Genomic DNA, 26,060 nt, shown 5'->3' on the forward strand with positions numbered 1-26,060 from the left:
TCAACCTGCCGCCCGACAAATGGCGATAAATTCTTTTTCGTTCAGTGAGGCCCCGCCGATCAGTCCACCATCGATGTCCGGCTGGGCAAACAGAGGGGCGGCATTATCCGCCTTTACGCTGCCGCCGTAAAGGAGGCGTAGGCCGGCGGCCACATCCGGGTCGCGGGCGGCCAGGGCGGCACGCAGGTCGGCGTGCACCGCCTGGGCCTGTTCCGGCGAAGCGGTGAGGCCGGTTCCGATCGCCCAGACCGGCTCATAGGCCAGCACCGCGCGGTCGAAAGCGACGCTGCCGGCGGCTTCCACCACCGCCATCAGCTGCCGGACCACCACATGCTCGGTGTCGCCGGCTTCTCGCTGGCGCAGGGTTTCGCCGACACACAGAATCGGTATCAGCCCGGCCTTTTGCGCGCGCAGAAACTTGCTGGCCACCAGGTCGTCGTCCTCGCCGAAGTGCTCGCGGCGCTCCGAGTGGCCGACGATCACGTAGCGGCAGCCCATATCCACCAGCATTTCCGCCGATACTTCCCCGGTGAAGGCGCCGTCCTCGTGGTCACACAGGGTCTGCGCGCCCAGCCCTATGCCGCTGTCCTTCAGTTCGGCGCCGAGCGCCTGCAGGTACGGGAACGGCGGGCACACCGCCACTTCCGCGCGGCCCAGATCCGCCGCCGCCAGCGCGGCGCCCAGTTCGGCGACCAGGCCGTACCGGCCGTTCATCTTCCAGTTCGCCGCCACTAACGGTGTTCTTGTCATTCGAGCGTTGCTCCTGTCATGCGATCGCCGTTTCCACGGCCTCCGCCAGATGGCGGCAGAGCCGCTCCACCTGGTCGGCGTCTTTGCCTTCCACCATCACCCGCACCAGCGGCTCCGTGCCGGAGGGGCGCAACAATAAACGGCCGTTACGGCCCAGTTCCTGCTCCACCTTATCGATGGCGGCGCGCACGCCGTCCTCTTCCATGAACCCGTCCCGCCGGCTGCCGCGCACGTTGATCAGCGTCTGCGGCAACAGCGGCGCGGCGAGGGCCGCCTCGCGCAGGGACAGGCCCTCGCGGCGCAGCGCGTCCAGCACCTGCAGCGCCGCCACGGTGCCGTCGCCGGTGGAGGTGCGGTCGAGGCAGACCAGATGCCCAGACGACTCGCCGCCCAGCAGCCAGCCACGCTGATCGAGCTGCTCCATCACGTAACGGTCGCCGACCTTGGCGCGGGCGAAGGGAATATCCAGATCCTGGAGCGCCAACTCCAGGCCCAGGTTGGACATCAGGGTGCCGACCACGCCGCCATTGAGCCGGCCCCGGCGCTGGCGGTCGCGGGCGATCAGATAGAGCAGCTGGTCGCCGTCCACCAGGGTGCCCTGATCGTCCACCATGATCAGGCGGTCGGCGTCGCCGTCCAGGGCCAGCCCGAGATCGGCGCCCTCGGCGACCACCCGCCGGCACAGCGCCTCGGGTTTGGTGGAGCCGCACTCCAGATTGATGTTGAAGCCGTCCGGCTGGTTGGCGATCGCCACCACCTCGGCGCCCAGCTCCTCCAGAACGTCCGGGGTAATGTGATAGGCCGCGCCGTTGGCGGTGTCCACCACGATTTTCAGACCGTGCAGATTGAGCCCCGGCGTGGTGCTTTTGCAGAATTCGATGTAGCGGCCGCGGGCGTCGTCGATGCGGCGCACCTTGCCGAGACGGTCGGTGGCGACCACCGAGATCGGCTCATCCAGCATGCGTTCGATTTCCGCTTCGATCTTATCGCTGAGCTTGCGGCCGTTGTCGCCGAAAAACTTGATGCCGTTGTCGGTGTAGGCGTTGTGCGACGCGGAAATCACGATGCCCGCCTGGGCGTGCAGGGTGCGGGTCAAATAGGCGATCGCCGGTGTGGGCATGGGCCCGAGCAGCCTGACGTCCACGCCGGCGGCGGAAATGCCCGCTTCCAGGGCCGACTCGAACATGTACCCGGAAATGCGGGTGTCCTTGCCGATCAGGATCTTGCTGCCACCGTGGGCGGCCAGCACCCGGCCGGCGGCCCAGCCCAGCTTGAGCACGAAATCCGGCGTGATCGGCGGTTCCCCGACGGTGCCGCGAATGCCATCGGTGCCGAAATATTTGCGACTCATCCTTAGCCTCCCTGAAGCAGCACCGTCATCGTTTACAGGCTGCGGTGCACGGCGTGGGCGAAACGCACACCGTCCACGGTTTCTTTTACGTCGTGGGCGCGCACGATACGCGCGCCCCGCTCCACACACATCACCGCCGCCGCCAGGCTGCCCGCCAGGCGCTGTTCCACCGGGCGGTCCAGAACCTTGCCGAACAGGGACTTGCGCGACAGGCCCACCAGCAGGGGCAGTTCCAGCCGCGCCAGCTGCGACAGCTCCGCCAGCAAACGCAGATTATGCTGCACCGTCTTGGCAAAACCAAAACCCGGATCCACCAGCAGCTTGTCGCGGGGGATACCGGCGTCCACGCAGGCGGCGACGCGCTGCTCCAGGAACGCGATCACCTCGGCGGTGACGTCTTCGTAGAAGGGGTCGTTCTGCATGGTGCCGGGCTCGCCCTGCATGTGCATCACGCACACCGGCAAACCGGTACCGGCGGCGGCCTCGAGGGCGCCCGGACGGCGCAATGAGCGCACGTCGTTGATCATGCCGGCGCCGGCGTCGGCGCAGGCGCGAATCACCGCCGGCGTGCTGGTGTCCACGGAAACCAGGGCGTCCAGCTCCCGGTGCAGGGCCTCCACCACCGGGATCACCCGGTCCAGCTCCTGCTGCTCGGAGACCGGCGCGGCGCCCGGCCGGGTGGACTCGCCGCCCACGTCGATGATCGCGGCGCCGTCGGCGAGCATCTGCTCGGCCTGGCGCAGCGCGGCATCCAGGGAGGTGTAGCGGCCACCGTCGGAAAACGAATCGGGGGTCACATTCAGGACCCCCATAACGACGGGCGCGGACAAATCCAGTGTCCGCGCCCCACAGCTCAGCGTGTTGGTGTTCATCGAACCATCATCAATGGGTATTGGCGGGCCCGCCTATGGCGTCGTCGCCGGTCTGACCGTCGCCGGACTCGTCCGAAGAGGCGGAGGCGCCGGGGCCGGGGCCCTGGTCGCGCCAGTCCTTCGGCGGACGGGGCTTGTGGCCGGACATGATGTCGCTGATCTGGTCCGCGTCGATGGTTTCGTACTGCATCAGGGCTTCCGCCATCAGATCCAGCTTTTCGCGGTTGCTTTCCAGCAGGTCTTTGGCCCGGTGGTAACAGCTGTCGATGATGGCGCGCACTTCCCGGTCGATCTCCTCGGAGGTCTGCTCGGAAACGTGCTTGCGCTGGGACATCTGCTTGCCGAGGAACACTTCGCCCTCGTCTTCCTCGTAGGCCAGCGGGCCCATCTTTTCACTCAGGCCCCACTTGGTGACCATCGCCCGGGCCATTTTGGTGGCCCGCTCGATGTCGTTGGAGGCCCCGGTGGTGACACCGTCGAAGCCAAGCGTCATCTCCTCGGCGATACGGCCGCCGAACAGCGAGCAGATGGAGGATTCCAGCGCCCGCTTGGACACCGAGTACTTGTCTTCCTCGGGCAGGTACATGGTCACACCCAGGGCGCGGCCACGGGGGATGATGCTGACCTTGTAGACCGGATCGTGATCCGGCACCAGCCGGCCGACAATGGCGTGGCCGGACTCGTGGTAAGCGGTGTTCAGCTTCTCTTTCTCGCTCATCACCATGGAGCGGCGTTCGGCGCCCATCAGGATCTTGTCCTTGGCTTTCTCGAAGTCCTCCATGGAGACCACGCGCTTGTTGGCGCGGGCCGCGAACAGCGCCGCCTCATTGACCAGGTTGGCCAGGTCCGCGCCGGAGAAGCCCGGCGTGCCGCGGGCGATCAGCGAGGCGTCCACGTCCTCGGACATGGGCACCGGGCGCATGTGCACCTTGAGCACCTGCTCGCGGCCACGGATGTCCGGCAGCGGCACCGTCACCTGACGGTCGAAGCGGCCCGGGCGCAGCAGCGCCGGGTCCAGCACGTCGGGACGGTTGGTGGCGGCGATCACGATCACGCCGTCGTTGTCGTCGAAACCGTCCATCTCCACCAGCAGCTGGTTCAGGGTCTGCTCGCGTTCGTCATGACCGCCGCCCAGGCCGGCGCCACGGCTGCGGCCGACGGCGTCGATCTCGTCGATAAAGATGATGCAGGGGGCGTGCTTCTTGGCCTGATCGAACATGTCACGGACCCGGGACGCGCCCACGCCGACGAACATTTCCACGAAATCGGAGCCGGAAATGCTGAAGAACGGCACCTTGGCTTCGCCGGCGATGGCCTTGGCGAGCAGGGTCTTACCGGTACCCGGCGAGCCGACCATCAGCACACCACGGGGAATCTTGCCGCCAAGACGCTGGAATTTGGCGGGATCACGCAGGAACTCGACCAGTTCCTGCACTTCGTCCTTGGCCTCTTCCACGCCGGCCACGTCGGCGAAGGTGGTCTTGATCTGGTCTTCGCCCATCAGGCGGGCCTTGGACTTGCCGAACGTCATCGGCCCGCCGCCGCCTTTACCGCCGCCCTGCATCTGGCGCATGAAGAAGATGAAGATCGCCAGGATCAGCAGAATCGGCAGCACGGACAGGAACAGTTGGGTCAGGAAGCCCTGACGCTCGGGTTCCTTACCGGTCACTTCCACTTCGTTCTGGATCAGCGTGGGAATCAGGTTGGTGTCCATCGCCGGCGGCTTGACGGTCTCGAAGCGGGTGCCGTCGTTCATCTGGCCGGAAATACGGGTGTCACCGATGGTGACCTGATCCACATTGCCGTTCTCCACGTTATCGATGAACGCGGAGTAGTTCAGCATTTGCTGAGTCGGCTGGGTGTTGATGCTGGAGGCCACTACATAGAGGACCCCGGCGATCCCCAGCCACAGCACAATATTCTTGGTCATGTCGTTCAAGGGAGACCTCGCCTTACTGGGCGCATTCGCGCGTACTGACAGACTTTCAACTCTACACTACTTCAGGTGCGACCCCAATTGGTACACCTCGGTAGAGCGCGGTCGGCTGGCCGCCGGTTTGCGACTGACCACCCGCTGGAAATGGCCTTGCAGGGCCTTGCGGTACTGATCGAACCCTTCGCCGTGGAACACCTTGACCAGAAAGGCGCCCCGGGGTTCCAGAACATTCAGCGCCATGTCCAGGGCCAGTTCGGCCAGGTACATGGAGCGCGGCAGATCCACCGCCTTGTTCCCACTCATATTGGGGGCCATGTCGGACAATACAAGGTCGACTTTCCGCCCATTGAGATGGGCCACGATTTGCTCATAGACCGCCTGCTCCCGGAAATCGCCCTGTACGAAGGTGACGTCGGGGATCGCATCCATGGCGAGAATATCGCTGGCCACGACAGTGCCCCGTGAACCAACCAGGCGGCCGGCCACCTGGGACCAGCCGCCCGGCGCCGCGCCCAGGTCGAGCACCGTCATGCCGGGGCGGAACAGCTTGTCCTTTTCGTGGATTTCCAGCAGTTTGAAGCTGGCCCGGGAGCGGTAGCCCTCGGCCCGGGCGCGGGTCACCCAGTGGTCGTCGAAGTGCTCTTTGAGCCAGCGCTGGCTGCTTTTCGATTTCGCCATAATAGCCTTGGGTAGTCGCGCCTGGATTGCCGGCGCCGGAGACGGCGCAAGGCGGTGATTGCGGGGGACCGCCCCGGTTCCCTAGAATAGCGCTCCGTTTTTGGAGAACACCATGCCTTTGAGCCAACAGGACAAGAAACGCCTGCGCCGTATCGGCCACCATCTGAAGCCGGTACTGATTTCCGGTGACAAGGGTCTCACTGAAACCTTCCTGGAAGAGCTGGAGGGCCGCCTTGAGGACCACGAACTGATCAAAGTGAAGATCAATGCGTCCACCCGGGAGCAGCGCGCCGGCATGGTGGAAAGCCTGTGCGAAAGCACCGGCGCCGACCTGGTACAGCGTATCGGTAATATCGCGCTGATCTACCGGGCCGCCGCCAAGCCGGATCCGAAACTCTCGAACGTACTGCGCGCCGACGTCTGAAGGCGCCGGCGCCTTACAAGTGTTCGACCTTGTCGACCTCGTATTCCTTGGTGCCACCGGGGGTGTCGATCTGCACCGTATCCCCCTCTTCCCGGCCGATCAGGCCGCGGGCGATGGGTGAGTTGACACTCAGCTTGCCGCTTTTGATGTCCGCCTCGTCGTCGCCGACGATCTGATAGACCTTCTCTTCATCGGAGTCCACGTCGACGATGGTCACGGTGACGCCGAAGATCACCTTGCCGGTGTTCTGAATGCTGGTGATGTCGATGATCTGCGCGTTGGACAGCTTGCTCTCGATGTCCTGGATCCGGCCTTCACAGAACCCCTGCTGCTCGCGCGCCGCGTGGTACTCGGCGTTCTCCTTGAGGTCGCCGTGCTCACGGGCTTCGGCGATGGCGGCGGAAATGCGCGGACGGTCCACTTTTTTAAGCTGATCGAGTTCCTTGCGCAGGGCCTCGGCGCCCGCGGTGGTCATGGGAACACGTTGCATAGTATTAACCTCTTAATGTCTTCCTTGGGCCCGCCCCGGGGACGGCCCCGAGGCGACTTACGGTTAATGCATTTCGGCGTGCAGGTCCTGCAGCCGGCGAACTTCGGGTTCGCCGCTGATGGCCATCGCCTGACAAACCGCGTGGGCCGCCGTAATGGTGGTGGTGTAGAACACCTTGTGCTGCAGGGCGGAGCGGCGAATCGCGAAGGAATCGCGGATCGCCTGCTTGCCCTCGGTGGTGTTGACGATCAGGTCCACCTCGTCGTTCTTGATCATGTCGACGATATGCGGACGCCCTTCCAGTACTTTATTGACCGGCTTCACGTCCAGCCCGGCCTCGGAGAGCATGCGCGCGGTGCCGCGCGTGGCCACCAGCCGGAAACCATGGCGGATCAGTGAACGGGCCACGTCCACGGCGGCGTTCTTGTCCGCGTCGCGCACCGAAATAAAGGCGGTGCCGCCGTCGGGCAGCCGTTCGCCGGCGCCCAGGGACGCCTTGCCGAAAGCTTCCGCGAAGGTGGCGCCAATGCCCATCACCTCGCCGGTGGACTTCATTTCCGGGCCGAGAATCGGGTCCACCTTGGGGAACTTGGCGAACGGGAACACCGCTTCCTTGACGAAGTAGTGGCGCGGCGTCACTTCCTCGGTGAAGCCCTGCGCCTTGAGCGAGGTGCCGGCCATGCAGCGCGCCGCCACCTTGGCCAGGGACACGCCGATGCACTTGGACACGTAGGGGACCGTGCGCGAGGCGCGCGGGTTCACTTCCAGCACATAGACTTCCTCGCCCTTGACCGCGAACTGCACGTTCATCAGGCCCACCACGCCCAGCTCCAGGGCCATGGCGGCGGACTGCTCGCGCATTACGTCCTGCACTTCCTTGCCCAGGGAGTACGGCGGCAGGGAGCAGGCGGAGTCACCGGAGTGCACGCCGGCCTGTTCAATGTGCTGCATGATGCCGCCGATCACCACGTCGGTGCCGTCGCAGATGGCGTCCACGTCCACTTCGATGGCGTCATCCAGGAAGCGGTCGAGCAGCACCGGCGAGTCGTTGGACACGCTCACCGCGTTGTTCATGTAGCTGCGCAGTTCCGCCTCGTTGTAGACGATCTCCATGGCCCGGCCGCCGAGCACGTAGGAGGGACGCACCACCAGCGGGTAGCCGATCTCCTCGGCCAGCTTGATGCCTTCGTCCATGGAACGGGCGGTGCGGTTGGGCGGCTGCTTGAGACCCAGCTTATTGACCATGTGCTGGAAGCGTTCACGGTCTTCCGCCTCGTCGATGGCGTCCGGGCTGGTGCCGATGATCGGCACGCCGGCGGCCTGCAGGTCACGGGCCAGCTTCAGCGGCGTCTGGCCGCCGTACTGAACGATCACGCCCTTGGGCTTTTCCATATCGACGATGGCGAGCACGTCTTCCAGGGTCACCGGCTCGAAGTACAAGCGGTCGGAAGTGTCGTAATCCGTGGATACGGTCTCCGGGTTGCAGTTGACCATGATGGTCTCGTAGCCGTCGTCCTTCATGGCGAAGGCGGCGTGCACACAGCAGTAATCGAACTCAATGCCCTGGCCGATACGGTTGGGGCCGCCACCGATCACCATGATCTTGTCACGGTCGGAGGGGTTCGATTCGCACTCCTCGTCGTAGCTGGAGTACATGTACGCGGTGCTGGTGGCGAACTCGGCGGCGCAGGTATCGACCCGTTTGAAGATCGGCTGCACGCCCATTTCGCGGCGCTTGGCGCGCACGTCCGCTTCCTTGACGCCAAGCAGCTGCGCCAGGCGCGCGTCGGAGAAGCCCTTGCGCTTCAGCGCGTACAAACGCGCCTTGTCCAGGTCGCTGAAGCTGCCCGGCTCGAGCCGTTGCTCTTCGGCGATCAGGTCGGCGATCTGCACCAGGAACCAGCGGTCGATCTGGGTGATGTGGAAGACATCGTCCACGCTCAGGCCGCTGCGGAAGGCGTCGCCGACAATCCAGATACGCTCCGGGCCCGGCGTCGACAGAAGCTGAGCGATGCGCTCGGAGGCGTCCGGCGCGTTCAGGTCGATCTTGGGATCGAAGCCCACGGAATCGGTTTCCAGCCCGCGCATCGCCTTCTGCAGGGACTCCTGCAGGTTGCGGCCGATGGCCATCACCTCGCCCACGGATTTCATCTGCGTGGTGAGCACCGGATCGGCGGCGGCGAACTTTTCAAAGTTGAACCGCGGAATCTTGGTGACCACGTAATCGATGGACGGCTCGAAGGAGGCCGGCGTGGCACCGCCGGTGATCTCGTTCTGCAGCTCGTCGAGGGTGTAGCCCACCGCCAGCTTGGCGGCCACCTTGGCGATCGGGAAACCGGTGGCCTTGGAGGCCAGCGCCGAGGAGCGTGACACCCGCGGGTTCATTTCGATCACCACCATGCGGCCGGTGTCCGGGCACATGCCGAACTGCACGTTGGAGCCGCCGGTTTCCACGCCGATCTCGCGCAGCACCGCCAGGGAGGCGTCGCGCATCACCTGGAATTCCTTGTCGGTGAGCGTCTGCGCCGGCGCCACGGTGATCGAATCACCGGTGTGCACGCCCATCGGGTCGAAGTTCTCGATGGTACACACGATGATGCAGTTGTCGTTCTTATCGCGGACAACCTCCATCTCGTATTCTTTCCAGCCCAGCAGCGACTCGTCGATCAGCAGTTCGTGGGTGGGCGACAGGTCGAAGCCGCGGGTACAGATTTCCTCGAACTCTTCCTTGTTGTAGGCCACCCCGCCGCCGGAGCCGCCCATCGTGAACGACGGCCGGATAATCGACGGAAAGCCCAGCTCCTGCTGGATTTCCCAGGCCTGGTCCATGGTTTTGGCGATCTTCGCCTTGGGACACTCCAGGCCGATGTTCTTCATCGCCTTGTCGAAGCGGTCGCGGTTCTCGGCCTTGTCGATGGTGTCGGCGTTGGCGCCGATCATTTCGACGTTGAACTTGGCCAGTACGCCGTGGCGCTCCAGATCCAGCGCGCAGTTCAGCGCGGTCTGGCCGCCCATGGTGGGCAGCAGCGCGTCCGGGCGCTCGCGTTCAATGATCTTGGCCACCGTTTCCCAGGTGATGGGTTCGATATAGGTGGCGTCGGCCATGGCCGGATCGGTCATGATGGTGGCCGGGTTGGAATTCACCAGAATCACCCGAAAGCCTTCCTCGCGCAGGGCCTTGCACGCCTGGGCACCGGAGTAGTCAAACTCGCAGGCCTGGCCGATCACGATCGGACCGGCGCCAATGATGAGGATGCTTTGAATATCAGTCCGTTTAGGCATGTCTGAGTAACCGTCCAGATTCGAGCGTTTCGCTTGGGTCCGACGCGCGGCCGGACGCTTCGGGCGGCCGCGCCGCCCGTGTTTCCTGTTGTCAGCCGGCGCTGCCGCGGGCCTCCATCAGTTCGATGAAATGATCGAACAGCGGCGCGCAGTCGTGCGGGCCGGGGCTGGCTTCCGGGTGACCCTGGAAGCTGAACGCCGGCACGTCGGTACGGTGAATCCCCTGCAGGGAGCCGTCGAACAACGACACATGGGTGGTCTTCACGTTGTCGGGCAGCGTGCTTTCGTCCACCGCGAAACCGTGGTTCTGGCTGGTGATCATCACGGTGCCGTCTTCCAGATTCTTAACCGGATGGTTGGCGCCGTGGTGGCCGTGCTTCATCTTCAGGGTGCGCGCGCCGCTGGCCAGGCCGAGCAGCTGATGCCCCAGGCAGATGCCGAACACCGGCAGCCCGGTCTCCACGATTTCGCGGATCGCGGTGATCGCGTAATCGCAGGGCTCCGGGTCCCCGGGGCCGTTGGCCAGGAAGACACCGTCGGGCTTCATCGCCAGCACCTCGGCGGCGGGCGTCTGCGCCGGCACCACCGTGAGCTTGCAATGACGATCCGCCAGCATGCGCAGAATATTGCGCTTGCAGCCGTAATCGTAGGCCACCACGTGGTAGCGGGTGTCACTCTGTTCACGGTGTCCTTCGACCCGGTCCCAGGTGCCCTCTTTCCACTGGTACGGCGCTTTCACGCTGACTTCCTTGGCCAGGTCCATGCCTTTGAGGCCGGGGAAGTCGCGGGCGGCGGCCAGCGCGCGGGCTTCGTCCACATCGTCGCCGGCCAGAATGCAGCCGTTCTGGGCGCCCTTGTCGCGCAGAATGCGCGTCAGCCGGCGCGTGTCGATGTCGGCGATGGCGACGATGCCCCGGGCCTTGAGGTACTCAGGCAGGGACTCCTGGGCGCGCCAGTTGCTCACGGTGAGCGTGAGATCGCGTATCACCAGGCCAGCGGCCCAGACGCGATCGGATTCATCGTCTTCCGGGTTCACCCCGGTATTGCCGATGTGTGGATAGGTCAGGGTCACGATCTGCTTGGCATAAGACGGATCGGTGAGAATTTCCTGATAGCCGGTCATGGCGGTGTTGAACACCACTTCACCCACGGTTTCACCCGTGGCGCCAATGGCGACACCCCGAAAGAGGCTTCCATCTTCCAGAGCTAGAATGGCGGGTACCGTCAACGCAACCTCCTGGCGGATAGGGACTTGGGAGATCGGTGGCGGGGGCCGTGCATTACCGCAACCGTTCGGCAGGGTTCGCAAAAAAGCGAGATGGATTGCTCCACCTCGCTTTTCAGGAAATACACATCTTCACTCGGCCACCCGCTCGCCCATCTTGGGCAGGGCCGTATTTTAGGACGTTCACGGCACGCTGTCACGCCGAGACTGCCCTAACGTTTGCCCCAACCGGCACTTTCGCCGGCCAGACCCAGTACATCCTGCATATCAAACAGGCCTTTGGGCTGCTCGGCCAGCCATACCGCGGCCCTTACGGCGCCGCGTGCGAACGACATCCGGCTGGACGCCTTATGGGTGATTTCCACCCGTTCGCCGTCGGCGGCGAACAGCACCGTGTGCTCGCCGACGATGTCACCGGCGCGGATGGTCTCGAAACCGATGGTCTGGCGGTCGCGTTCGCCGGTGCGGCCTTCGCGGCCGTAGACCGCGCACTGGTCCAGATCGCGGCCCAGCGTCTGCGCGACCACCTCGCCCATGCGCAGCGCGGTGCCCGAGGGTGCATCGATCTTGTGGCGGTGATGGGCCTCGATCACCTCAATGTCGACATCGTCGCCGAGCACTTGGGCGGCGGTCTCCAGCAGCTTGAAGCACAGGTTCACGCCGATCGAGTAATTGGGCGCGAAGCAGATGGCGATCTCCTCGGCGGCGTCGCGCAGGGCCGCTTGCTGGTCCGCGCTCAGCCCGGTGGTGCCGATCACCAGCCGGGTACCGGCGGCGCGGCAGATTTCCACGTTGCGCGCGGTGGCCTCGGGGACGGTGAAATCAATGAACACGTCGGCGTCGCCGGCGACCTGTTCCAGGTTGTCCGCCAGGGTCACGCCCAGGCGCCCCTGCCCCATCAACTCACCGGCGTCGACGCCGATCAGGCTGGAGCCGGGCACGTCCACGGCGGCGGCCAGCTCGGTGTCGGGGTTGGCCAGGGTGGCCTCCATCAGGATCCGGCCCATGCGCCCGGCGGCGCCGATAATGCCTACTTTCATCACGTTTGCCCGCTGTTCAGTTTCATCACAAGGTAGCGCCTCAGAGGCCTTCAAAGAAGCGCTTCACGCCCTCGAACCAGCTGGTGCGGCGGGGGTTGTGCCGTTCGCCGCCCTTATCCATGGAGTCCTGGAACTGGCGCAGCAGATCCTTCTGCTCGCTGGAGAGCTTGACCGGAGTCTCCACCACCACTTTGCACAGCAGGTCGCCGGGCGGGCCCCCGCGCACCGGGGTCACGCCCTTGCCGCGCAGACGGAACAGCTTGCCGGTCTGCGTTTCCGGCGGCACCTTCAATTTCACCTGGCCGTTGAGGGTCGGCACTTCCAGCTCACCGCCCAGGCTCGCGTCGACGAAGCTGACCGGCACTTCCACATGCAGGTTTTCGCCCTCGCGGGTGAAGATATTGTGCGGCCGCACCGCCACCTGCACGTACAGATCTCCGGGCGGCGCGCCCTGCATGCCCGCCTCGCCTTTGCCGGCCAGACGGATACGGTCGCCAGTATCGACACCGGCGGGGATCTTCACCGACAGGGTCTTGGTGCTCTGCACCCGGCCCTGGCCGCCGCAGTGGTCGCAGGGGTTTTCGATCACGCGGCCTTCGCCGTGACAGGTGGGGCAGGCCTGCTGGACCGTGAAGAAGCCCTGCTGCATGCGCACCTGACCCATGCCCGCGCAGGTCGGGCAGGTCACCGGCTGCTCGCCGGCCTTGGCGCCGGAGCCGTCACAGACCTCGCAGGGGTCCCAGCTGGGCACGCGGATCTTCTCCTCGCAACCGTGCACCGCCTGCTCCAGGCTCAGCTCCAGGGTGTAGCGCAGGTCCGCGCCGCGGGCCGGACCGCGACGGCCCCCACCGCCGCCGAAGATATCGCCGAAGATGTCTCCGAAGATATCGCCGAAGCCGCCACCGCCGAAGCCACCGGCCCCGGCGCCGCCACCGGCTTGGCCGTTGACGCCGGCGTGGCCGAACTGGTCGTAGGCGGCCCGCTTCTGCTCGTCGGAGAGCACTTCGTAGGCCTCTTTGGCCTCCTTGAACTTGGCCACCGCTTCCTGGTCATCCGGGTTGCGGTCCGGATGGTATTTCATCGCCAGGCGGCGGTAGGCTTTTTTCAGATCCTGCTGACTGGCGTCCTTGGAGGCCCCCAGCACTTCGTAATAATCTCGTTTGGACATAATGGGTCCGCTTTATTCAACGTCGACTTTAAGCTAAGACGCCGGACCCTGGGGCCCGGCGCTGCTGGTCCGACATCGGACGCCTGGCGTCCGACGCCCTCACTTCTTCTTATCGTCGTCCACTTCCTCGAACTCAGCGTCGACCACATCATCGCCGGACTTCTGCTGCTCGCCGGCGCCGGCCTCACCGCCTTCGGCTTGCTGCGCTTCGGCGTACATCTTCTGAGCCAGGTTGCCGGACGCTTCGGTGAGCGCCTTGGTCTTGGCGTCGATGTCGTCCTTGTCACTGCCTTTCAGCGCTTCCTCGAGCTCGCCGATGGCTTTGTTGATGGCCTCTTTTTCCTCGTCGGACGCCTTGTCACCGGCCTCTTCGAGGGTCTTGCGGGTGGCGTGCACCAGGTGGTCGCCCTGGTTACGCGCCTGCACCAGCTCCTCGAACTTCTTGTCCTCGTCGGCGTGCGCCTCGGCGTCCTTGACCATCTGATCCACTTCGTCGTCGGACAGGCCGGAAGACGCCTTGATCTGAATGGTCTGTTCCTTGCCGGTGGCCTTGTCCTTGGCGCCCACGTGCAGAATGCCGTTGGCGTCGATGTCGAAGGTCACTTCAATCTGCGGCACGCCGCGCGGGGCCGGCGGAATGTCTTCCAGGTTGAACTGGCCCAGGGACTTGTTCTGGTTGGCCTGCTTGCGCTCGCCCTGAAGCACGTGCACGGTCACCGCGGTCTGGTTGTCGTCGGCGGTGGAGAACACCTGCGACGCATTGGTCGGGATGGTGGTGTTCTTCTCGATCAGCGGCGTCATCACGCCGCCCATGGTTTCGATACCCAGGGTCAGCGGGGTCACGTCCAGCAGCAGCACGTCGGTCACGTCGCCGGCCAGTACCGCGCCCTGGATGGCGGCGCCGATGGCCACGGCTTCGTCCGGGTTAACGTCCTTACGGGCGTCCTTGCCGAAGAAGTCGGCCACTTTCTTCTGCACCATGGGCATGCGGGTCTGGCCGCCCACCAGGATCACGTCGGTGATGTCGGAGGTTTTCACGCCAGCATCCTTGATCGCGGTCTTGCACGGCTCCAGGGAGCGGGACACCAGCTGCTCCACCAGGGATTCCAGCTTCGCCCGGGTCAGTTTCACCACCAGGTGCTTGGGACCGCTCTGGTCGGCGGTGATGTAGGGCAGATTGACCTCGGTCTGCTCGGCGGAGGACAGCTCGATCTTGGCTTTCTCGGCCGCTTCCTTCAGGCGCTGCATGGCCAGGGCGTCGCCGCCCAGGTCGATGCCGGAGTCCTTCTTGAACTGGTCGGCCAGGAAATTAATGATCGCCAGGTCGAAATCCTCGCCACCCAGGAAGGTGTCACCGTTGGTGGCCAGCACTTCGAACTGGTGCTCACCGTCCACTTCCGCGATCTCGATGATGGAGATATCGAAGGTACCGCCACCCAGGTCGTAGACCGCGATGGTGCGGTCACCGCCTTTCTTGTCCAGGCCATAGGCCAGGGCCGCGGCGGTGGGCTCGTTGATGATGCGCTTGACCTCGAGACCGGCGATGCGGCCGGCGTCCTTGGTGGCCTGGCGCTGGGAATCGTTGAAGTAGGCCGGCACGGTGATCACCGCCTCAGTGACTTCTTCACCGAGATAGTCTTCCGCGGTCTTCTTCATTTTCTTGAGGACCTGCGCGGAGATCTGCGGCGGCGCCATCTTCTCGCCTTTCACTTCCACCCAGGCGTCGCCGTTGTCGGCCTTGGTGATCGTGTAGGGCACCATCTTGATGTCCTTCTGGACCACTTCGTCCTCGAAACGACGGCCGATCAGACGCTTCACCGCGTACAGGGTGTTGGTCGGGTTGGTGACCGCCTGACGCTTGGCCGCCTGGCCGACGAGGACCTCGTTGTCCTCGGTGTAGGCGATGATGGACGGCGTCGTGCGCGCGCCCTCGGCGTTCTCGATAACCTTGGTTTTGTCCCCTTCCATAACAGCGACACAGCTGTTGGTGGTACCCAGGTCAATACCGATAATCTTACCCATAACGATTCCTTCTCCTTCACACGGTCCGGGCCTCGAATGACCGCCCGGACGGCTGAAACTGTTTGACTTGCCAGCTATATGGCGGCTGGCGTGTTCTTTTCAAGAGCCCTTGGCAGGCGCTCTCAGGCCTTGCTGACCACCACCCGGGCCGGACGGATCAGACGGCCGTTGAGTTGGTAGCCTTTTTCCAGCACCTCGACCACGGAGTTGGGCTCCACATCGGGGGCCGGAATCATGGTCATGGCTTCGTGGTGCTCCGGATTGAACGGCTCGCCCTGCGGGTCGATCTGTTCCAGGTTGTACTTGGCGAACACATCGAGCAGCACCTTCAGGGTGAGCTCCAGCCCTTCGCGGGCGGGTTTCAGTGCGTCGTCCTGCGGGTCCAGGGTCGCCAGACCCCGTTCCAGGCTGTCCGCCACGGTGAGGATGTCACCGGCGAACTTTTCCAGCGCGAACTTGTGGGCGCTTTCCACGTCCCGCTCGGCGCGGCGGCGCACGTTCTGCATCTCGGCCTGGGCCCGGATATCGGCCTCGGCCAGCGCCTTCTCCACCTTGGCGAGCCGTTCCTGCGTTTGCACCAGCTCTTCCTCCACGGACGGCTGTTCCGGCTCCGAAGCCTGCTCCGCCGCGGACTCCACGTCCCCGGCCACGGGCTCCGCCTCGGGCGCGTCCTGGTGCTCCTCGCGGGCAACCTGCTCGTCCCGGGCCTCGGCCTGTTGTTCGTTCTGTTGTTGCTTGTCCTGTTCGCTCATATCCACTCCACACGTCCCGAATTCTGGGAAAGCGGGCAAAGATATGGGAACGGCAGCGCCGGATTCAAGGGAAGAAGGGGAGGCGGCGAACAGTTAACAGTGAATAGTTAATAGTGCGCGGGCGAGCGTGGTGCCTCGTAAAGGCCGTGCCCGCGCCGGCTTTTCGAGGGCACTCGGCCCTCCGACAGGCCCGCAGCCGGCGGCCCGCGGGGTTTTCGCTATTAACTGTTCACTGTTCACTCTTAACTGTTCTCAGAGTTGGGTAAGCGCGGCGGAGAGGATGCGGGCGGTGATGTCCACGGTGGGAATCACCTTCTCGTAGTCCATGCGGGTGGGGCCGACCACCGCCAGGACGCCCACCGGGCCGTTGTCGACCTTGTAGGGGGCGGAGACCAGGGAGTACTCCTCGAACGGCTGGTAGCCGGACTCGCGGCCGATGAAGATCTGCACGCCGTCCGCTTTCATGCTGCGCTCCAGCAAATGCAGGATGTCGCGCTTGCGGTTGAAGGCGTCGAACAGATCGCGGACCTTCTCGATGCTGTCCATCTGGCCGCCTTCCAGCAGGTTGGATTCCCCGGACACCACGTAATCGGAGTCCTTGCGGTCCTGACGCAGCGCCTTGCCGGCGATGTCCATGGTCGCCTGCATGAGCACGTCCATCTGCGCGCGGTCCGCGTCCATGGTGCTCAGCAGCCCCTCGCAGATATTGTCCAGGTCGCAGCCGGCGTAGGTCTTGTTGATGTAGTTGGCGGCCTGGCGCAGCTCCACCTCGTTGTAGTCCCGGCTGGTCTGGATAATGCGGTTCTGCACCTCGGAGCGGTTGACCACCAGCACCACCAGCACCCGCTGGCCGGAGAGGGGCAGAAACTCCACCTGCCGCAGGGTGGTCACATCGCGGCGCGGCACCGCCACCAGGCCCGCCATGCGGGTCAGTTCCGCCAGGCTGCGCGAGGCCTGGGAGACCAGCGCCTCGGGCGACTGGTCCGGTGCCAGCATCTGGCGCAGCTCGTCGCGCAGGCGGGCGTTATCCGGGCGCTCCATGGTGCTGGACGCCAACAGGGTGTCCACGTAAAGCCGGTAGCCGCGTTCGGTGGGCACCCGGCCGGCGGAGGTATGGGGGCTGGCCAGCAACCCCATGTCTTCCAGTTCCGCCATCAGATTACGGATGGTGGCCGGGCTGACCGCCAGGCCGCTGCCGGTGGCCAGGGTCTTGGAGCCCACCGGCTGGCCGTGGCGGATGTGCCGCTCCACCAGCGCCATCAGCAACCGTTGTTTGCGTTCGTTCAATTCCAACTTGGCCATACTTCTATTACCCGTGATGAAGCCTCAGTATAACCACGGAAGGGCCATTCTCCGCACACCGACGCACCGCCGTCCAGAAACGGGGCTTACACTGGCCGTCGGAATCGCCTAATATCGACTCACTACTGGCCAAAAGGACAGTCCATGTTCACGCACCTCAGCGTTCGCCACTTCGCCACCGTCGACCAGCTCGAGCTGGAGCCCGAGCCCGGCCTTACCGTGATCAGCGGCGAGACCGGCGCCGGCAAGTCGGTGATCATCGACGCCCTGTCGTTGACCCTGGGTGAACGGGCCGACAGCGCCGTGGTCCGCCCCGGCTGCGACCGCGCGGAAGTGCTCACCACCTTCGACGTGGCGGACAACCCGGCGGCCCGGGCCTGGCTGGGCGAGCGGGAACTGGACAACGGCAACGAGTGCCTGCTGCGCCGCACCGTGCGGGCGGACGGCCGCTCGCGGGCTTACATCAACGGCACCCCCACGCCGCTCACCGAGGTCCGCGAACTGGGCGAGATGCTGATCAGCATCCACAGCCAGCATGAGCACCAGGCCCTGCTGCGCAAGGAGACCCACCGCCAGTTACTGGACAACTTCGCCGAGGCCGGCGCCCAGGCGGAGCAGGTGCGCGACCACTGGCGCGCCTGGCAGAAGGCCCGCCGCGCTCACGACCAGGCACTGGCCGGCGCCCGCGAGCAAACCGAACGGCAGGAACTGCTGCGCTTTCAGCTCGAGGAGCTGGACGCCCTGGCGCTCACCGAAGGGGAGCTGCCGGAACTGGAACAGGAGCAGCAGCGCCTGGGCAACGCGGAAGCGCTGATACGGCTCTGCCAGCAGGCGGTCACCGCGCTTTACGACGGCGACGAAGGCACCTGCAACGACCAGCTCGGCCAGGTCAGCCACTGGGTGGAGGAGGCGCGCCGCAGCGACGACGCCCTGGCCACGGTTTTCGACACGGTGGAATCCGCCCGCCTGCAGGTGGAGGCCGCCGCCGACGACCTGCGCCATTATCTGGAAAAGCTGGATCTGGACCCGCAGCGTCTCAGCCAGGTGGAAGAACGGCTCGACCAGACCTACACGCTGGCGCGCAAACACCGCCTGCGCCCCGAGGAACTGATTGAGCACCACCGCAAGCTGGCCGAGGAAGCGAACACCCTGGAGCATTTCGACGAGCATCTGGAAGCGCTCGCCGCCGCCGAGCAGACGGCCCGCGAAACCTATATGGAAAGCGCCCGCGCCCTGGGCCGGCGCCGCCGGGAGGCCGGCACCCGCCTGACCCAGCAAATCCAGAAGCAGCTCAAGGCGCTGGGCATGAAGGCGGCGCGCCTGGAAACCGTGCTGGAAGAGAGCAAACCCGGGCCGGACGGCCTGGAAGAGGTGGAATTCCGCTTTTCCGCCAACCCGGGGCAGCCGCTACGGGCCCTGGCCAAGGTGGCCTCCGGCGGCGAGTTGTCGCGGGTGAGCCTGGCGATTCAGGTGATCTGCGCGCGCAACCTGACCGTGCCCAGCCTGGTCTTCGACGAGGTGGACGTGGGCGTCGGCGGTGGCGTGGCGGAGATCGTCGGCCGCCTGCTGCGCGAACTGGGCGAGCACGCCCAGGTGCTGTGTATCACCCACCAGCCGCAGGTCGCCGCCCAGGGCCACCAGCACTGGCAGGTGCACAAGATTCAGGGGAAAGACACCACCCACACCCGCATCCAGAGCCTGGATACCGGGGCCCGGGTGGAGGAAGTCGCCCGCATGCTGGGGGGCGTGGAGATTACGGAGTCCACCCTCACCCATGCCCGCGAGATGCTGGACAAGGGTCAGCGGGTGGCCTAGGGAGAGGCCCCGGCGCGTGCGTTAGCGCTTTTTGGCCTTCGGTTTGACGTAGAGAACCAGGGAGTGATCGACGATCTCGTAGCCGTGCTTCTCGGCGATCATGTGCTGGCGGTTCTCGATCTCTTCGTCCATGAACTCCACCACTTCGCCGGTCTCCATGCACACCATATGATCGTGGTGCTCTTCATCGGCCAGCTCGAACACGGCGGAGCCGCCTTCGAAATTATGGCGCAGCACGATACCGGCCTGCTCGAACTGGGTCAGCACCCGGTAAACGGTGGCCAGGCCCACGTCCTCGCCGGTATCCATTAAAGCCTTATAGATGTCCTCGGCGCTGAGATGGCGTTCTTCGGAGGATTCCAGCTGCTGCAGAATTTTCATCCGCGGCAGGGTCACCTTCAGACCCGCTTTTCTAAGATCCTGATTATCCAATGTCTTTGCTCCGTATGCCGCCGTGGAGGATGTCCGGTTCTCTCGGGAACCTTGTCCCCTGTTGCCAAGTCTGTATTATCGCCCGAACATTATGCCAAGTCGAAACACCATGCCAAGGTTCATTGCACTATCGCTGTTATTGACCGTCCTGCTGGCCGGTTGCAGTTCCCTGCGCTTCCCGGGGGTATATCGTATTGATATTCCTCAGGGCAACGTGGTTACCGGGGAGATGCTCGCCGACCTGGAGCCGGGAATGACGCCGGAACAGGTGCGTTTCGTGCTCGGTCCGCCAACGCTGACCGACCCGTTCACGCCGGACACCTGGTTCTATTTGCTGCATTACCAGACCGGTAACGCGGAAACCGTGGAACAGCAGATCGTGGTGTTCTTCGAAGGGGGCCAGTACAGCCACTACGACGGCGAGCCGGTGGAAAACGTGCGTGAGCGCACCTCCGGCCGGCGCGACCGGGAGCTGGAGCAGCGCGCCCGCGACCGCAAGGAAGACAACGTGGTCGACCCCGAGCCGCTCAACGATCCGGCCCCGGACCCGGGCACCCAGACCACCCCGGACGCCACCTCGGTACCGATCCCGCGCAGCTAGTCCTTGCCGGCCCGCTGCGCGCGGGCCTTGCGCGCCGCCTTGGGGTCGATCTTCAGCGGCCGGTAGATTTCCACACGCTCACCGTCCATCAGCACCCGCTGCGCCGGCGCCGGCTCCGCCTTGCCGAACACGCCCATGGCGGCCCGCTCCAGATCCAGCCCCTCGAAATGCTCGGCGATGCCCGACTCACGGGCCGCCTCCAGCATGGTGGTCCCGGCGGGCACGTCCAGCGCGATCAGCCGCTGCTTCTCGGGCAGCGCGTAGACCACCTCCACATGCAGCCGGTCCGCGGCCATCAGCGTGTCTCCTGGTCAGCGGGCGCGGTTTGCTCCACCGGGTCGCCGTCGGCCCCGGCCTCGGCGCTGCCGTCGTCCGCCGCCAGCACCGACCAGAGGGAGTAGATAAACAGGGCGATCACCGCCGTCGGCGATACCACCCGCACCAGCGCCCGCCAGATCAGATAGAGCGGGAAGCTCTTCATCGCCAGCTCTTTGCGGGCATGGGTCTCCTTCATCACCCAGCCGGCGAAGATGGCGATCAACAGCCCGCCCAGCGGCAGCATGACGCTGGTGGACAGGAACTCGATATTGTCGAAGAAGGTGCCGACCAGGAATTCATGCTCCTTCCAGACGTTGAAGGAAAGCACCGAACCGACGCCCAGCAGCCAGGCCGCCAGACCCACCGCCAGCGCCGCCGTGCCGCGCCCCAGACCGCGCTCCACCAGCCAGGCGGCCATCGGCTCGCCCAGGGAAATCGAGGAGCTCCAGGCCGCGCACACCACCAGCACGAAGAACAGGGTGCCGAACAGCAGCCCGCCGGGCATCTGCCCGAACGCCAGCGGCAGGGTCACGAACATCATGCCCGGCCCCTGGCCGACTTCCAGACCGCCGGTGAACAGCAGCGGGAACATGGCCAGACCGGCGCCCAGCGCCACCAGAGTGTCCAGCACGGCGATGGTGATCACCGAGGAGACAATGGACACCGGCCGAGAGCGGCCGCTCTTGTCCTTGATCTCGCGGGGCATGTAAGCGCCGTAGGCCATGATCGCGCCCATCCCCAGGCTCAAGGTGAAAAACGCCTGGCCCAGCGCCACGATCACCGCCTCGCCGGACAGCTTGGAGAAATCGAACGCGAACAGGAAACCCACGCCCTCGGCGAAACCCGGCGTGGTGGAGGCATAGCCGATCAGCACCACCAGCAGCGCGAACAGCACCGGCATCAGCACGCGCACGGCGCGCTCCAGGCCCTGTTTCACGCCCAGCGCCACCACGCCCATGGTGATCACCATGAACAGGGTGTGTGAGCCCAGCAGCAGCCAGGGATTGGCCAGCATGTCCTCGTAGTGCGCCTTGGACTGCACCGCCGTGATGCCCTGGAACACGCCTTGGGCCGCTTCCCAGACATAGATCAGCGCCCAGCTGGCCACCGCGGAATAGAAAGACAGGATCAAAAAGCCCGACAACGCGCCCAGGTAACCGATGCCCGCCCAGCGGCGCGTCACCTTGCTCTGCTCCGCCAGCTTCGACATGGTGTGGATCGGGCTCAGGCCGCCACGGCGGCCGAGCATCACTTCCGCCACCATGATCGGAATCCCCATCAGGGCGATGCAGAGCAGATAAAGCACCACGAAGGCGCCACCGCCGTACTCCCCGGTGATGTAGGGAAACCGCCAGATATTACCCAATCCCACGGCGGAGCCCGTGGCGGCGAGAATAAAGACCCACCGGCTGGTCCACATACCGTGGACCGGCTTGTATTCCTTCTTCATCGGCAACTTACCCCTCGACGCAATCGGGCCATTGTCTTGATTTTCGCCAGGCCGCTCAAGCGCGGGTACGTAACCGCTTACCCGCCCGGGCGCAGAAACAAGTGCCACGGCCCTCGCCAGGGCCGCGGCCACTCTCTATAATCGCCGCCCCATGGGCAAACCGAAAAAACAATCGTCTCCGAACGCCATTGCGCAAAACCGCAAAGCGCGCTTCGACTATCACCTGGAACAATTCTTCGAGGCCGGCCTGTCGTTGCAAGGCTGGGAGGTGAAGGCGCTGCGTGAGGGCAAGGGCAACCTGACCGAATCCTACGTGATGCTCAAGGAGGGCGAGGCGTTCCTGTTCGGCGCCCGGATAGAGCCCCTGCCCACCGCCAGCACCCACTCCGTGCCGGACCCCCAGCGCACCCGCAAGCTGCTGCTGCACCGCAAGGAGCTGGCGCGGCTGTTCAGTGGCGTGCAAAAGGACGGCTTCACCTGCGTGCCGGTGAACCTGCACTGGAAGCGCGGCCTGGTGAAACTGGACATCGCCCTGGCCAAGGGCAAACAGAAGTTCGACAAGCGCGCCACCGAACGCGAGCGCGACTGGAAACGGCAGAAACAGCGCATCCTCCGCCAGCGCTGAGCCGGCGGAAGCGTCCGTTCGAGGCGCCCTAGAGCGCCTTGTTGGTCTTGCCGCGGTGTCCGCCCAGCGACTTCACGCCATCACGCAGGCGCCAGTAGAACTGCAACCAGGACCGCAGCACCGCGGGCAGGAAGTACACCGCGTACAGCACCAGCGGGATGCGCGCGTCGCCGCTCACCAGAGCGACCGCGTAAGCACCGCCGGCGTACAGGGCCAGAGTCAGCACCAGTTGCAGGGTCCGGGCCAGCAGCGGGTGCGCCGCCACCGGCGCCCAAAGATGGTTGATCGTCTTCATCGTTTCCACTCCTCAATGAATGGCTCATTGCGGTCGCATCCACTGCGACACAGCCCCGATGATGCACCCTCAATGTGACAAGCCCATATCAGCCGGTTTGATTGTCGGACAATATTTGTAAAGCACTGTTATAGCGAAAAACACCACCCTCTTGTCTTCGACTTCCGCGTCCCCATCTCCTACAATGACCGCAACAGGGGGCGACATGGATTCGACGCCGGTAAAGAAACCTGTGGTGCATGTCGAGTAGCGTCGCAATGCTCGTAAATACCTTGTGGCACATTAAAGTAATCGCAAACGACGATACTTACGCACTAGCAGCTTAAACCCTGCTTATCGCCAAACGACCCAGCCTGTGGGGAAGTGAGGCGAGCATCGCTACACAGGCTCGCAGCAAAGTCCGTCCCGGATGGCGCTGTTAAAACCTTTAGGGACTCGGTGACTGCGCCCTGTCTGTCGGGCCGCAGCCACTTAAATCAATAGACACGACTAAGCATGTAGATCTACAGGCGGATTGCTGGCGGACGGGGGTTCGATCCCCCCCGCCTCCACCAACACCGAAAAACCCGGGCCCCGCCCGGGTTTTTTTGTTTCCGGACCCGGCGCGCGCTTCAAGCGGCAAAAATAATTTAGTACCATTAAATTTTCCTGCCGCGCCGACGCTCACCGCGTCCAGGCGCCCCGGCGAGCGGCCTGCGGAGCTTTTTTTAATGACGTCCTGGATCCAAGCTGTGTTGCCCTTCCTGCAATGGCCCCGTCCCACCGGGCCGGCGCTGCGCAAGGACGCGGTCGCGGGTATCACCGTGGGTCTGGTGCTGATTCCGCAGGCGATCGCCTACGCCACCCTCGCCGGGATGCCGCCGATCACCGGTCTCTATGCCGCCCTGCTGCCCGGCATCATCGGCATTCTCTGGGGGTCGTCTTCACTGCTGGCGGTGGGTCCGGTGGCGCTGACCAGCCTGCTCACCTACGCGGCCCTGGCGCCGATGGCGGAGCCGGAAAGCCCGCACTGGGTGACCCTGGCGATCTGGCTCGCCCTCTACGCCGGCGTTATCCAGTTCCTGCTCGGCGCGCTGCGGCTCGGCGTGATCGCCAACTTCGTCTCCAACGCGGTGATCACCGGCTTTCTGAACGCCGCCGCGCTGATCATTCTGGTGTCGCAGCTGCCCGCCCTGCTGGGCCTCTCCGGTGAGGGACTGCTCCCGGCGCTCAGACAACTGGCCGACCACGGCCTGCACCCCGACGCCGCCTGGTTATGGACTTTGCTGTTCGGCCCCGGCGCCTTACTGCTGTTATGGCTGCAGAAGCGTACCCTGCCGCGCTTTCCCGGCGTTCTTCTGGTGTGCGTGCTGGGCATCGCGCTCAGCGCCTGGCTGGGCTTTCAGGCGCTGGGCGGCGACGTGGTGGGGACCGTCCCCTCGGGCCTGCCGGTGCTGCAGTGGCCCGACGCCCTGACCATGGAGCAGCATCGCTCGCTGTTGCCGGCGGCGGTGATCATCGCGCTGATCAGCTTCACCGAGGCGATGTCCAGCGCACGGTCGCTGCCGTCGCCGGACGGGCGGCTGTGGAATCAGAACCAGGAGCTGGTCGGCCAGGGGCTGGCCAAGGTGGCCAGCGGCCTGAGCGGCGCCTTCCCGGTAAGCGGCTCGTTTTCCCGTACCGCGCTGAATCGCTATGTGGGCGCCACCAGCGGTTGGTCGGCGCTGTTCGCGGCCCTCTGCACCCTGCTGTGTTTGCTGTTTTTCACCGGCTACCTGCAACACCTGCCCCGGGCGATCCTGGCGGCGATCATTATCGTGCCGGTATTCGGGCTGCTCGACCCGATGGCCTTCGTCCGCCTGTGGCGGGCCTCGGTGGACGACGGCCTGGTCGGCCTCGCCACCTTCCTGGTCACGCTGGCCTCGGTGCCCTACCTGCATTGGGGGGTGCTCACCGGTTTCCTGCTGTCGATCCTGTTCTTCCTGTACCGCCGCTCGCACCCGCGCCTGATCGAGCTGGGCCTGCACGCCGCCGGCACCCTGCGCGACCGGGCCCTGCACGGCCTGCCGCCGGTGGCGCCGGGGGTGCTGGCGCTGCGCATGGACGCCTCGCTGACCTACATCACCGCGCCACTGCTGGACCGCTTTATCCGCGAGCGGCTGCGCGCCGAACCGGAGATCCGGGTGGTGCTGATCTGCGCCTCGGCGATGAACGCCATGGACGCCACCGGCGCCGACACCCTGGCCACCCTGCACCGTGACCTGGGCCTGCGCGGCGTGCGGCTGACGCTCTCCGGCGTCAAGAAACAGGTTCGCGACGTGCTCGACCACACCGGCCTGATGGCGGAACTGGGCGAGGACAATCTGTTCGTCAACAATCGGGAGGCGGTCGCCGCGCTGAGCGCCACCGGCGACCAGGCAGCGGGCGAAAATCGTCGAAGCGGGGACTGAGTACCTGACAACGCCCGCCGTTTTGGCGAAGATAAGCCTCTTGCGGAGCAGGATGCCGATTCCCGTATGAAACGATTCTTTCTCATCGCGCTGACGCTGGTGATCGCCGTCGGTGTGGCCTCTCAGTTGCGCTATCTGATCCCGGTGCTGGAACTGCGCGACCACAACCCGGACGACACCGCGTTCATGGAGCGCGCCCGGGAGCACGGCGCGGTGCGCTACGAGTGGCGGGACTACGAGCAGATCGCCGACGACCTCAAGCGCGCGGTGCTGATTTCCGAGGACGCCCGCTTCATGGAGCACATCGGCTTCGACTGGCGCGGCATCCGCCATGCCATCGAGCGCAACGAGGAAGCGGGCCGCCCGGTGGCCGGTGGCTCCACGGTGACCCAGCAGCTGGCCAAGAACCTGTTTCTGAGCAGTGAAAAGTCCTATGCCCGCAAGATCCAGGAAGCCTTGATCGCGCTGATGCTGGAAGCAACCCTGTCCAAGAAGCGCATCCTGGAGCTGTATCTGAACACCGCCCAGTGGGGCAACCGCCTGTTCGGCGCCCAGGCCGCCGCCCGGCACTATTTCGACGTCGACGCGCAAACCCTGAGCCCGGCCCAGGCGGCGCAATTGGCGGTACTGCTGCCCCGCCCCAGCTATTACGATGTGCGCGGCACCACCGTGTACGTCGAACAGCGCACACTGTGGATTCAGAAGCAGCTGCCGCTGGTCAGGATTCCACCACCCTGACCACGGCGCGGCGAACTTATCCGCCGCCGGGGGACTCTGAACCCCATCCGCCGCCCCGCGGCCGC

23 protein-coding genes and 1 other RNA gene are annotated in these 26,060 nt (G+C 65.0%); 7 read left to right on the top strand and 17 right to left on the bottom strand.

Translation table 11 applies throughout. The annotated features are described in order from the left end of the window. The 5 genes from tpiA to rlmE all read right to left on the bottom strand — a co-directional run bounded on the left by tpiA (position 1) and on the right by rlmE (position 5,587). Positions 1–750, bottom strand: coding sequence for a triose-phosphate isomerase (gene tpiA, locus ISO4_RS01475; protein WP_194854903.1), 750 nt, complete (start codon positions 748–750; stop codon positions 1–3). 16 nt (positions 751–766) lie between these two features. Then, positions 767–2,101: a phosphoglucosamine mutase gene (gene glmM, locus ISO4_RS01480; protein WP_194854904.1), complete on the bottom strand. Its 1,335-nt coding sequence runs from the start codon at positions 2,099–2,101 to the stop codon at positions 767–769. 32 nt (positions 2,102–2,133) lie between these two features. Beyond that, a complete protein-coding gene (gene folP, locus ISO4_RS01485) occupies positions 2,134–2,973 on the bottom strand; it encodes a dihydropteroate synthase (RefSeq protein WP_142948306.1) in 840 nt (279 codons plus the stop codon). A gap of 10 nt (positions 2,974–2,983) precedes the next feature. After that, entirely contained in the window at positions 2,984–4,903 is a 1,920-nt protein-coding gene (gene ftsH, locus ISO4_RS01490; protein WP_194854905.1) for an ATP-dependent zinc metalloprotease FtsH, read from the bottom strand. Positions 4,904–4,969: 66 nt separating this feature from the next. After that, complete coding sequence (gene rlmE / locus ISO4_RS01495; RefSeq protein WP_142948304.1) at positions 4,970–5,587, bottom strand: 23S rRNA (uridine(2552)-2'-O)-methyltransferase RlmE; 618 nt, start codon at positions 5,585–5,587, stop codon at positions 4,970–4,972. A 112-nt stretch (positions 5,588–5,699) separates the two neighbouring features. On the opposite strand from rlmE, the gene ISO4_RS01500 reads away from it, so the two are divergent. Then, positions 5,700–6,011, top strand: a complete 312-nt coding sequence (locus ISO4_RS01500) for a YhbY family RNA-binding protein (RefSeq protein WP_142948303.1) — start codon at positions 5,700–5,702, stop codon at positions 6,009–6,011. Between the two features lie 13 nt (positions 6,012–6,024). On the opposite strand, the gene greA is transcribed toward ISO4_RS01500, so the two are convergent. From greA to hrcA, 8 genes are all read right to left on the bottom strand, one after another. After that, on the bottom strand, positions 6,025–6,501 hold the full coding sequence (gene greA / locus ISO4_RS01505) for a transcription elongation factor GreA (RefSeq protein ID WP_194854906.1): 477 nt from the start codon (positions 6,499–6,501) through the stop codon (positions 6,025–6,027). Positions 6,502–6,564: 63 nt separating this feature from the next. Then, positions 6,565–9,783 (bottom strand): carbamoyl-phosphate synthase large subunit, encoded by a 3,219-nt coding sequence (gene carB / locus ISO4_RS01510; protein WP_194854907.1) that lies wholly within the window; start codon positions 9,781–9,783, stop codon positions 6,565–6,567. A gap of 91 nt (positions 9,784–9,874) precedes the next feature. After that, complete coding sequence (gene carA, locus ISO4_RS01515) at positions 9,875–11,011, bottom strand: glutamine-hydrolyzing carbamoyl-phosphate synthase small subunit (RefSeq protein WP_067612405.1); 1,137 nt, start codon at positions 11,009–11,011, stop codon at positions 9,875–9,877. 209 nt (positions 11,012–11,220) lie between these two features. Continuing rightward, positions 11,221–12,048: a 4-hydroxy-tetrahydrodipicolinate reductase gene (dapB, locus tag ISO4_RS01520; protein WP_228547830.1), complete on the bottom strand. Its 828-nt coding sequence runs from the start codon at positions 12,046–12,048 to the stop codon at positions 11,221–11,223. Positions 12,049–12,088: 40 nt separating this feature from the next. Then, positions 12,089–13,216, bottom strand: a complete 1,128-nt coding sequence (dnaJ, locus tag ISO4_RS01525; RefSeq protein ID WP_194854909.1) for a molecular chaperone DnaJ — start codon at positions 13,214–13,216, stop codon at positions 12,089–12,091. A 99-nt stretch (positions 13,217–13,315) separates the two neighbouring features. Then, positions 13,316–15,238, bottom strand: a complete 1,923-nt coding sequence (dnaK, locus tag ISO4_RS01530; protein WP_194854910.1) for a molecular chaperone DnaK — start codon at positions 15,236–15,238, stop codon at positions 13,316–13,318. 122 nt (positions 15,239–15,360) lie between these two features. Next, positions 15,361–15,990, bottom strand: a complete 630-nt coding sequence (grpE, locus tag ISO4_RS01535) for a nucleotide exchange factor GrpE (protein WP_194854911.1) — start codon at positions 15,988–15,990, stop codon at positions 15,361–15,363. A gap of 252 nt (positions 15,991–16,242) precedes the next feature. Beyond that, a complete protein-coding gene (gene hrcA / locus ISO4_RS01540) occupies positions 16,243–17,292 on the bottom strand; it encodes a heat-inducible transcriptional repressor HrcA (RefSeq protein ID WP_194854912.1) in 1,050 nt (349 codons plus the stop codon). A gap of 144 nt (positions 17,293–17,436) precedes the next feature. Here hrcA and recN point away from each other — a divergent pair, with 144 nt between their 5' ends. Then, the gene (recN, locus tag ISO4_RS01545) at positions 17,437–19,107 is read left to right on the top strand and encodes a DNA repair protein RecN (RefSeq protein WP_194854913.1); all 1,671 of its coding nucleotides are present in this window, start codon (positions 17,437–17,439) and stop codon (positions 19,105–19,107) included. Between the two features lie 21 nt (positions 19,108–19,128). On the opposite strand, the gene fur is transcribed toward recN, so the two are convergent. Next, positions 19,129–19,539: a ferric iron uptake transcriptional regulator gene (gene fur / locus ISO4_RS01550; protein WP_194854914.1), complete on the bottom strand. Its 411-nt coding sequence runs from the start codon at positions 19,537–19,539 to the stop codon at positions 19,129–19,131. Between the two features lie 109 nt (positions 19,540–19,648). On the opposite strand from fur, the gene ISO4_RS01555 reads away from it, so the two are divergent. Continuing rightward, positions 19,649–20,140, top strand: coding sequence for an outer membrane protein assembly factor BamE (locus tag ISO4_RS01555; protein ID WP_142948293.1), 492 nt, complete (start codon positions 19,649–19,651; stop codon positions 20,138–20,140). On the opposite strand, the gene ISO4_RS01560 is transcribed toward ISO4_RS01555, so the two are convergent. Further along, positions 20,137–20,436, bottom strand: coding sequence for an RnfH family protein (locus ISO4_RS01560; protein WP_194854915.1), 300 nt, complete (start codon positions 20,434–20,436; stop codon positions 20,137–20,139). The two genes, ISO4_RS01555 and ISO4_RS01560, sit on opposite strands and share 4 nt — an antisense overlap. Next, positions 20,436–21,908: a sodium-dependent transporter gene (locus tag ISO4_RS01565; protein ID WP_194854916.1), complete on the bottom strand. Its 1,473-nt coding sequence runs from the start codon at positions 21,906–21,908 to the stop codon at positions 20,436–20,438. The genes ISO4_RS01560 and ISO4_RS01565 overlap by 1 nt, the downstream gene beginning before the upstream one ends. 151 nt (positions 21,909–22,059) lie before the next feature. Between ISO4_RS01565 and smpB the strand changes: the two genes are divergently transcribed. Then, entirely contained in the window at positions 22,060–22,533 is a 474-nt protein-coding gene (smpB, locus tag ISO4_RS01570; RefSeq protein WP_067606157.1) for an SsrA-binding protein SmpB, read from the top strand. Between the two features lie 28 nt (positions 22,534–22,561). Here smpB and ISO4_RS01575 read toward each other — a convergent pair whose 3' ends face one another. Continuing rightward, entirely contained in the window at positions 22,562–22,828 is a 267-nt protein-coding gene (locus ISO4_RS01575) for a hypothetical protein (RefSeq protein WP_194854917.1), read from the bottom strand. A 196-nt stretch (positions 22,829–23,024) separates the two neighbouring features. On the opposite strand from ISO4_RS01575, the gene ssrA reads away from it, so the two are divergent. From ssrA to mtgA, 3 genes are all read left to right on the top strand, one after another. Continuing rightward, positions 23,025–23,382: a transfer-messenger RNA gene (ssrA, locus tag ISO4_RS01580) on the top strand. 156 nt (positions 23,383–23,538) lie between these two features. Then, positions 23,539–25,257 (top strand): SulP family inorganic anion transporter, encoded by a 1,719-nt coding sequence (locus tag ISO4_RS01585; RefSeq protein ID WP_194854918.1) that lies wholly within the window; start codon positions 23,539–23,541, stop codon positions 25,255–25,257. Between the two features lie 66 nt (positions 25,258–25,323). Next, the gene (gene mtgA / locus ISO4_RS01590) at positions 25,324–25,995 is read left to right on the top strand and encodes a monofunctional biosynthetic peptidoglycan transglycosylase (protein ID WP_142948288.1); all 672 of its coding nucleotides are present in this window, start codon (positions 25,324–25,326) and stop codon (positions 25,993–25,995) included. Positions 25,996–26,060 lie beyond the last annotated feature (65 nt).

This window comes from Alloalcanivorax venustensis ISO4 (assembly GCF_015356855.1).
Classification (GTDB): domain Bacteria; phylum Pseudomonadota; class Gammaproteobacteria; order Pseudomonadales; family Alcanivoracaceae; genus Alloalcanivorax; species Alloalcanivorax venustensis.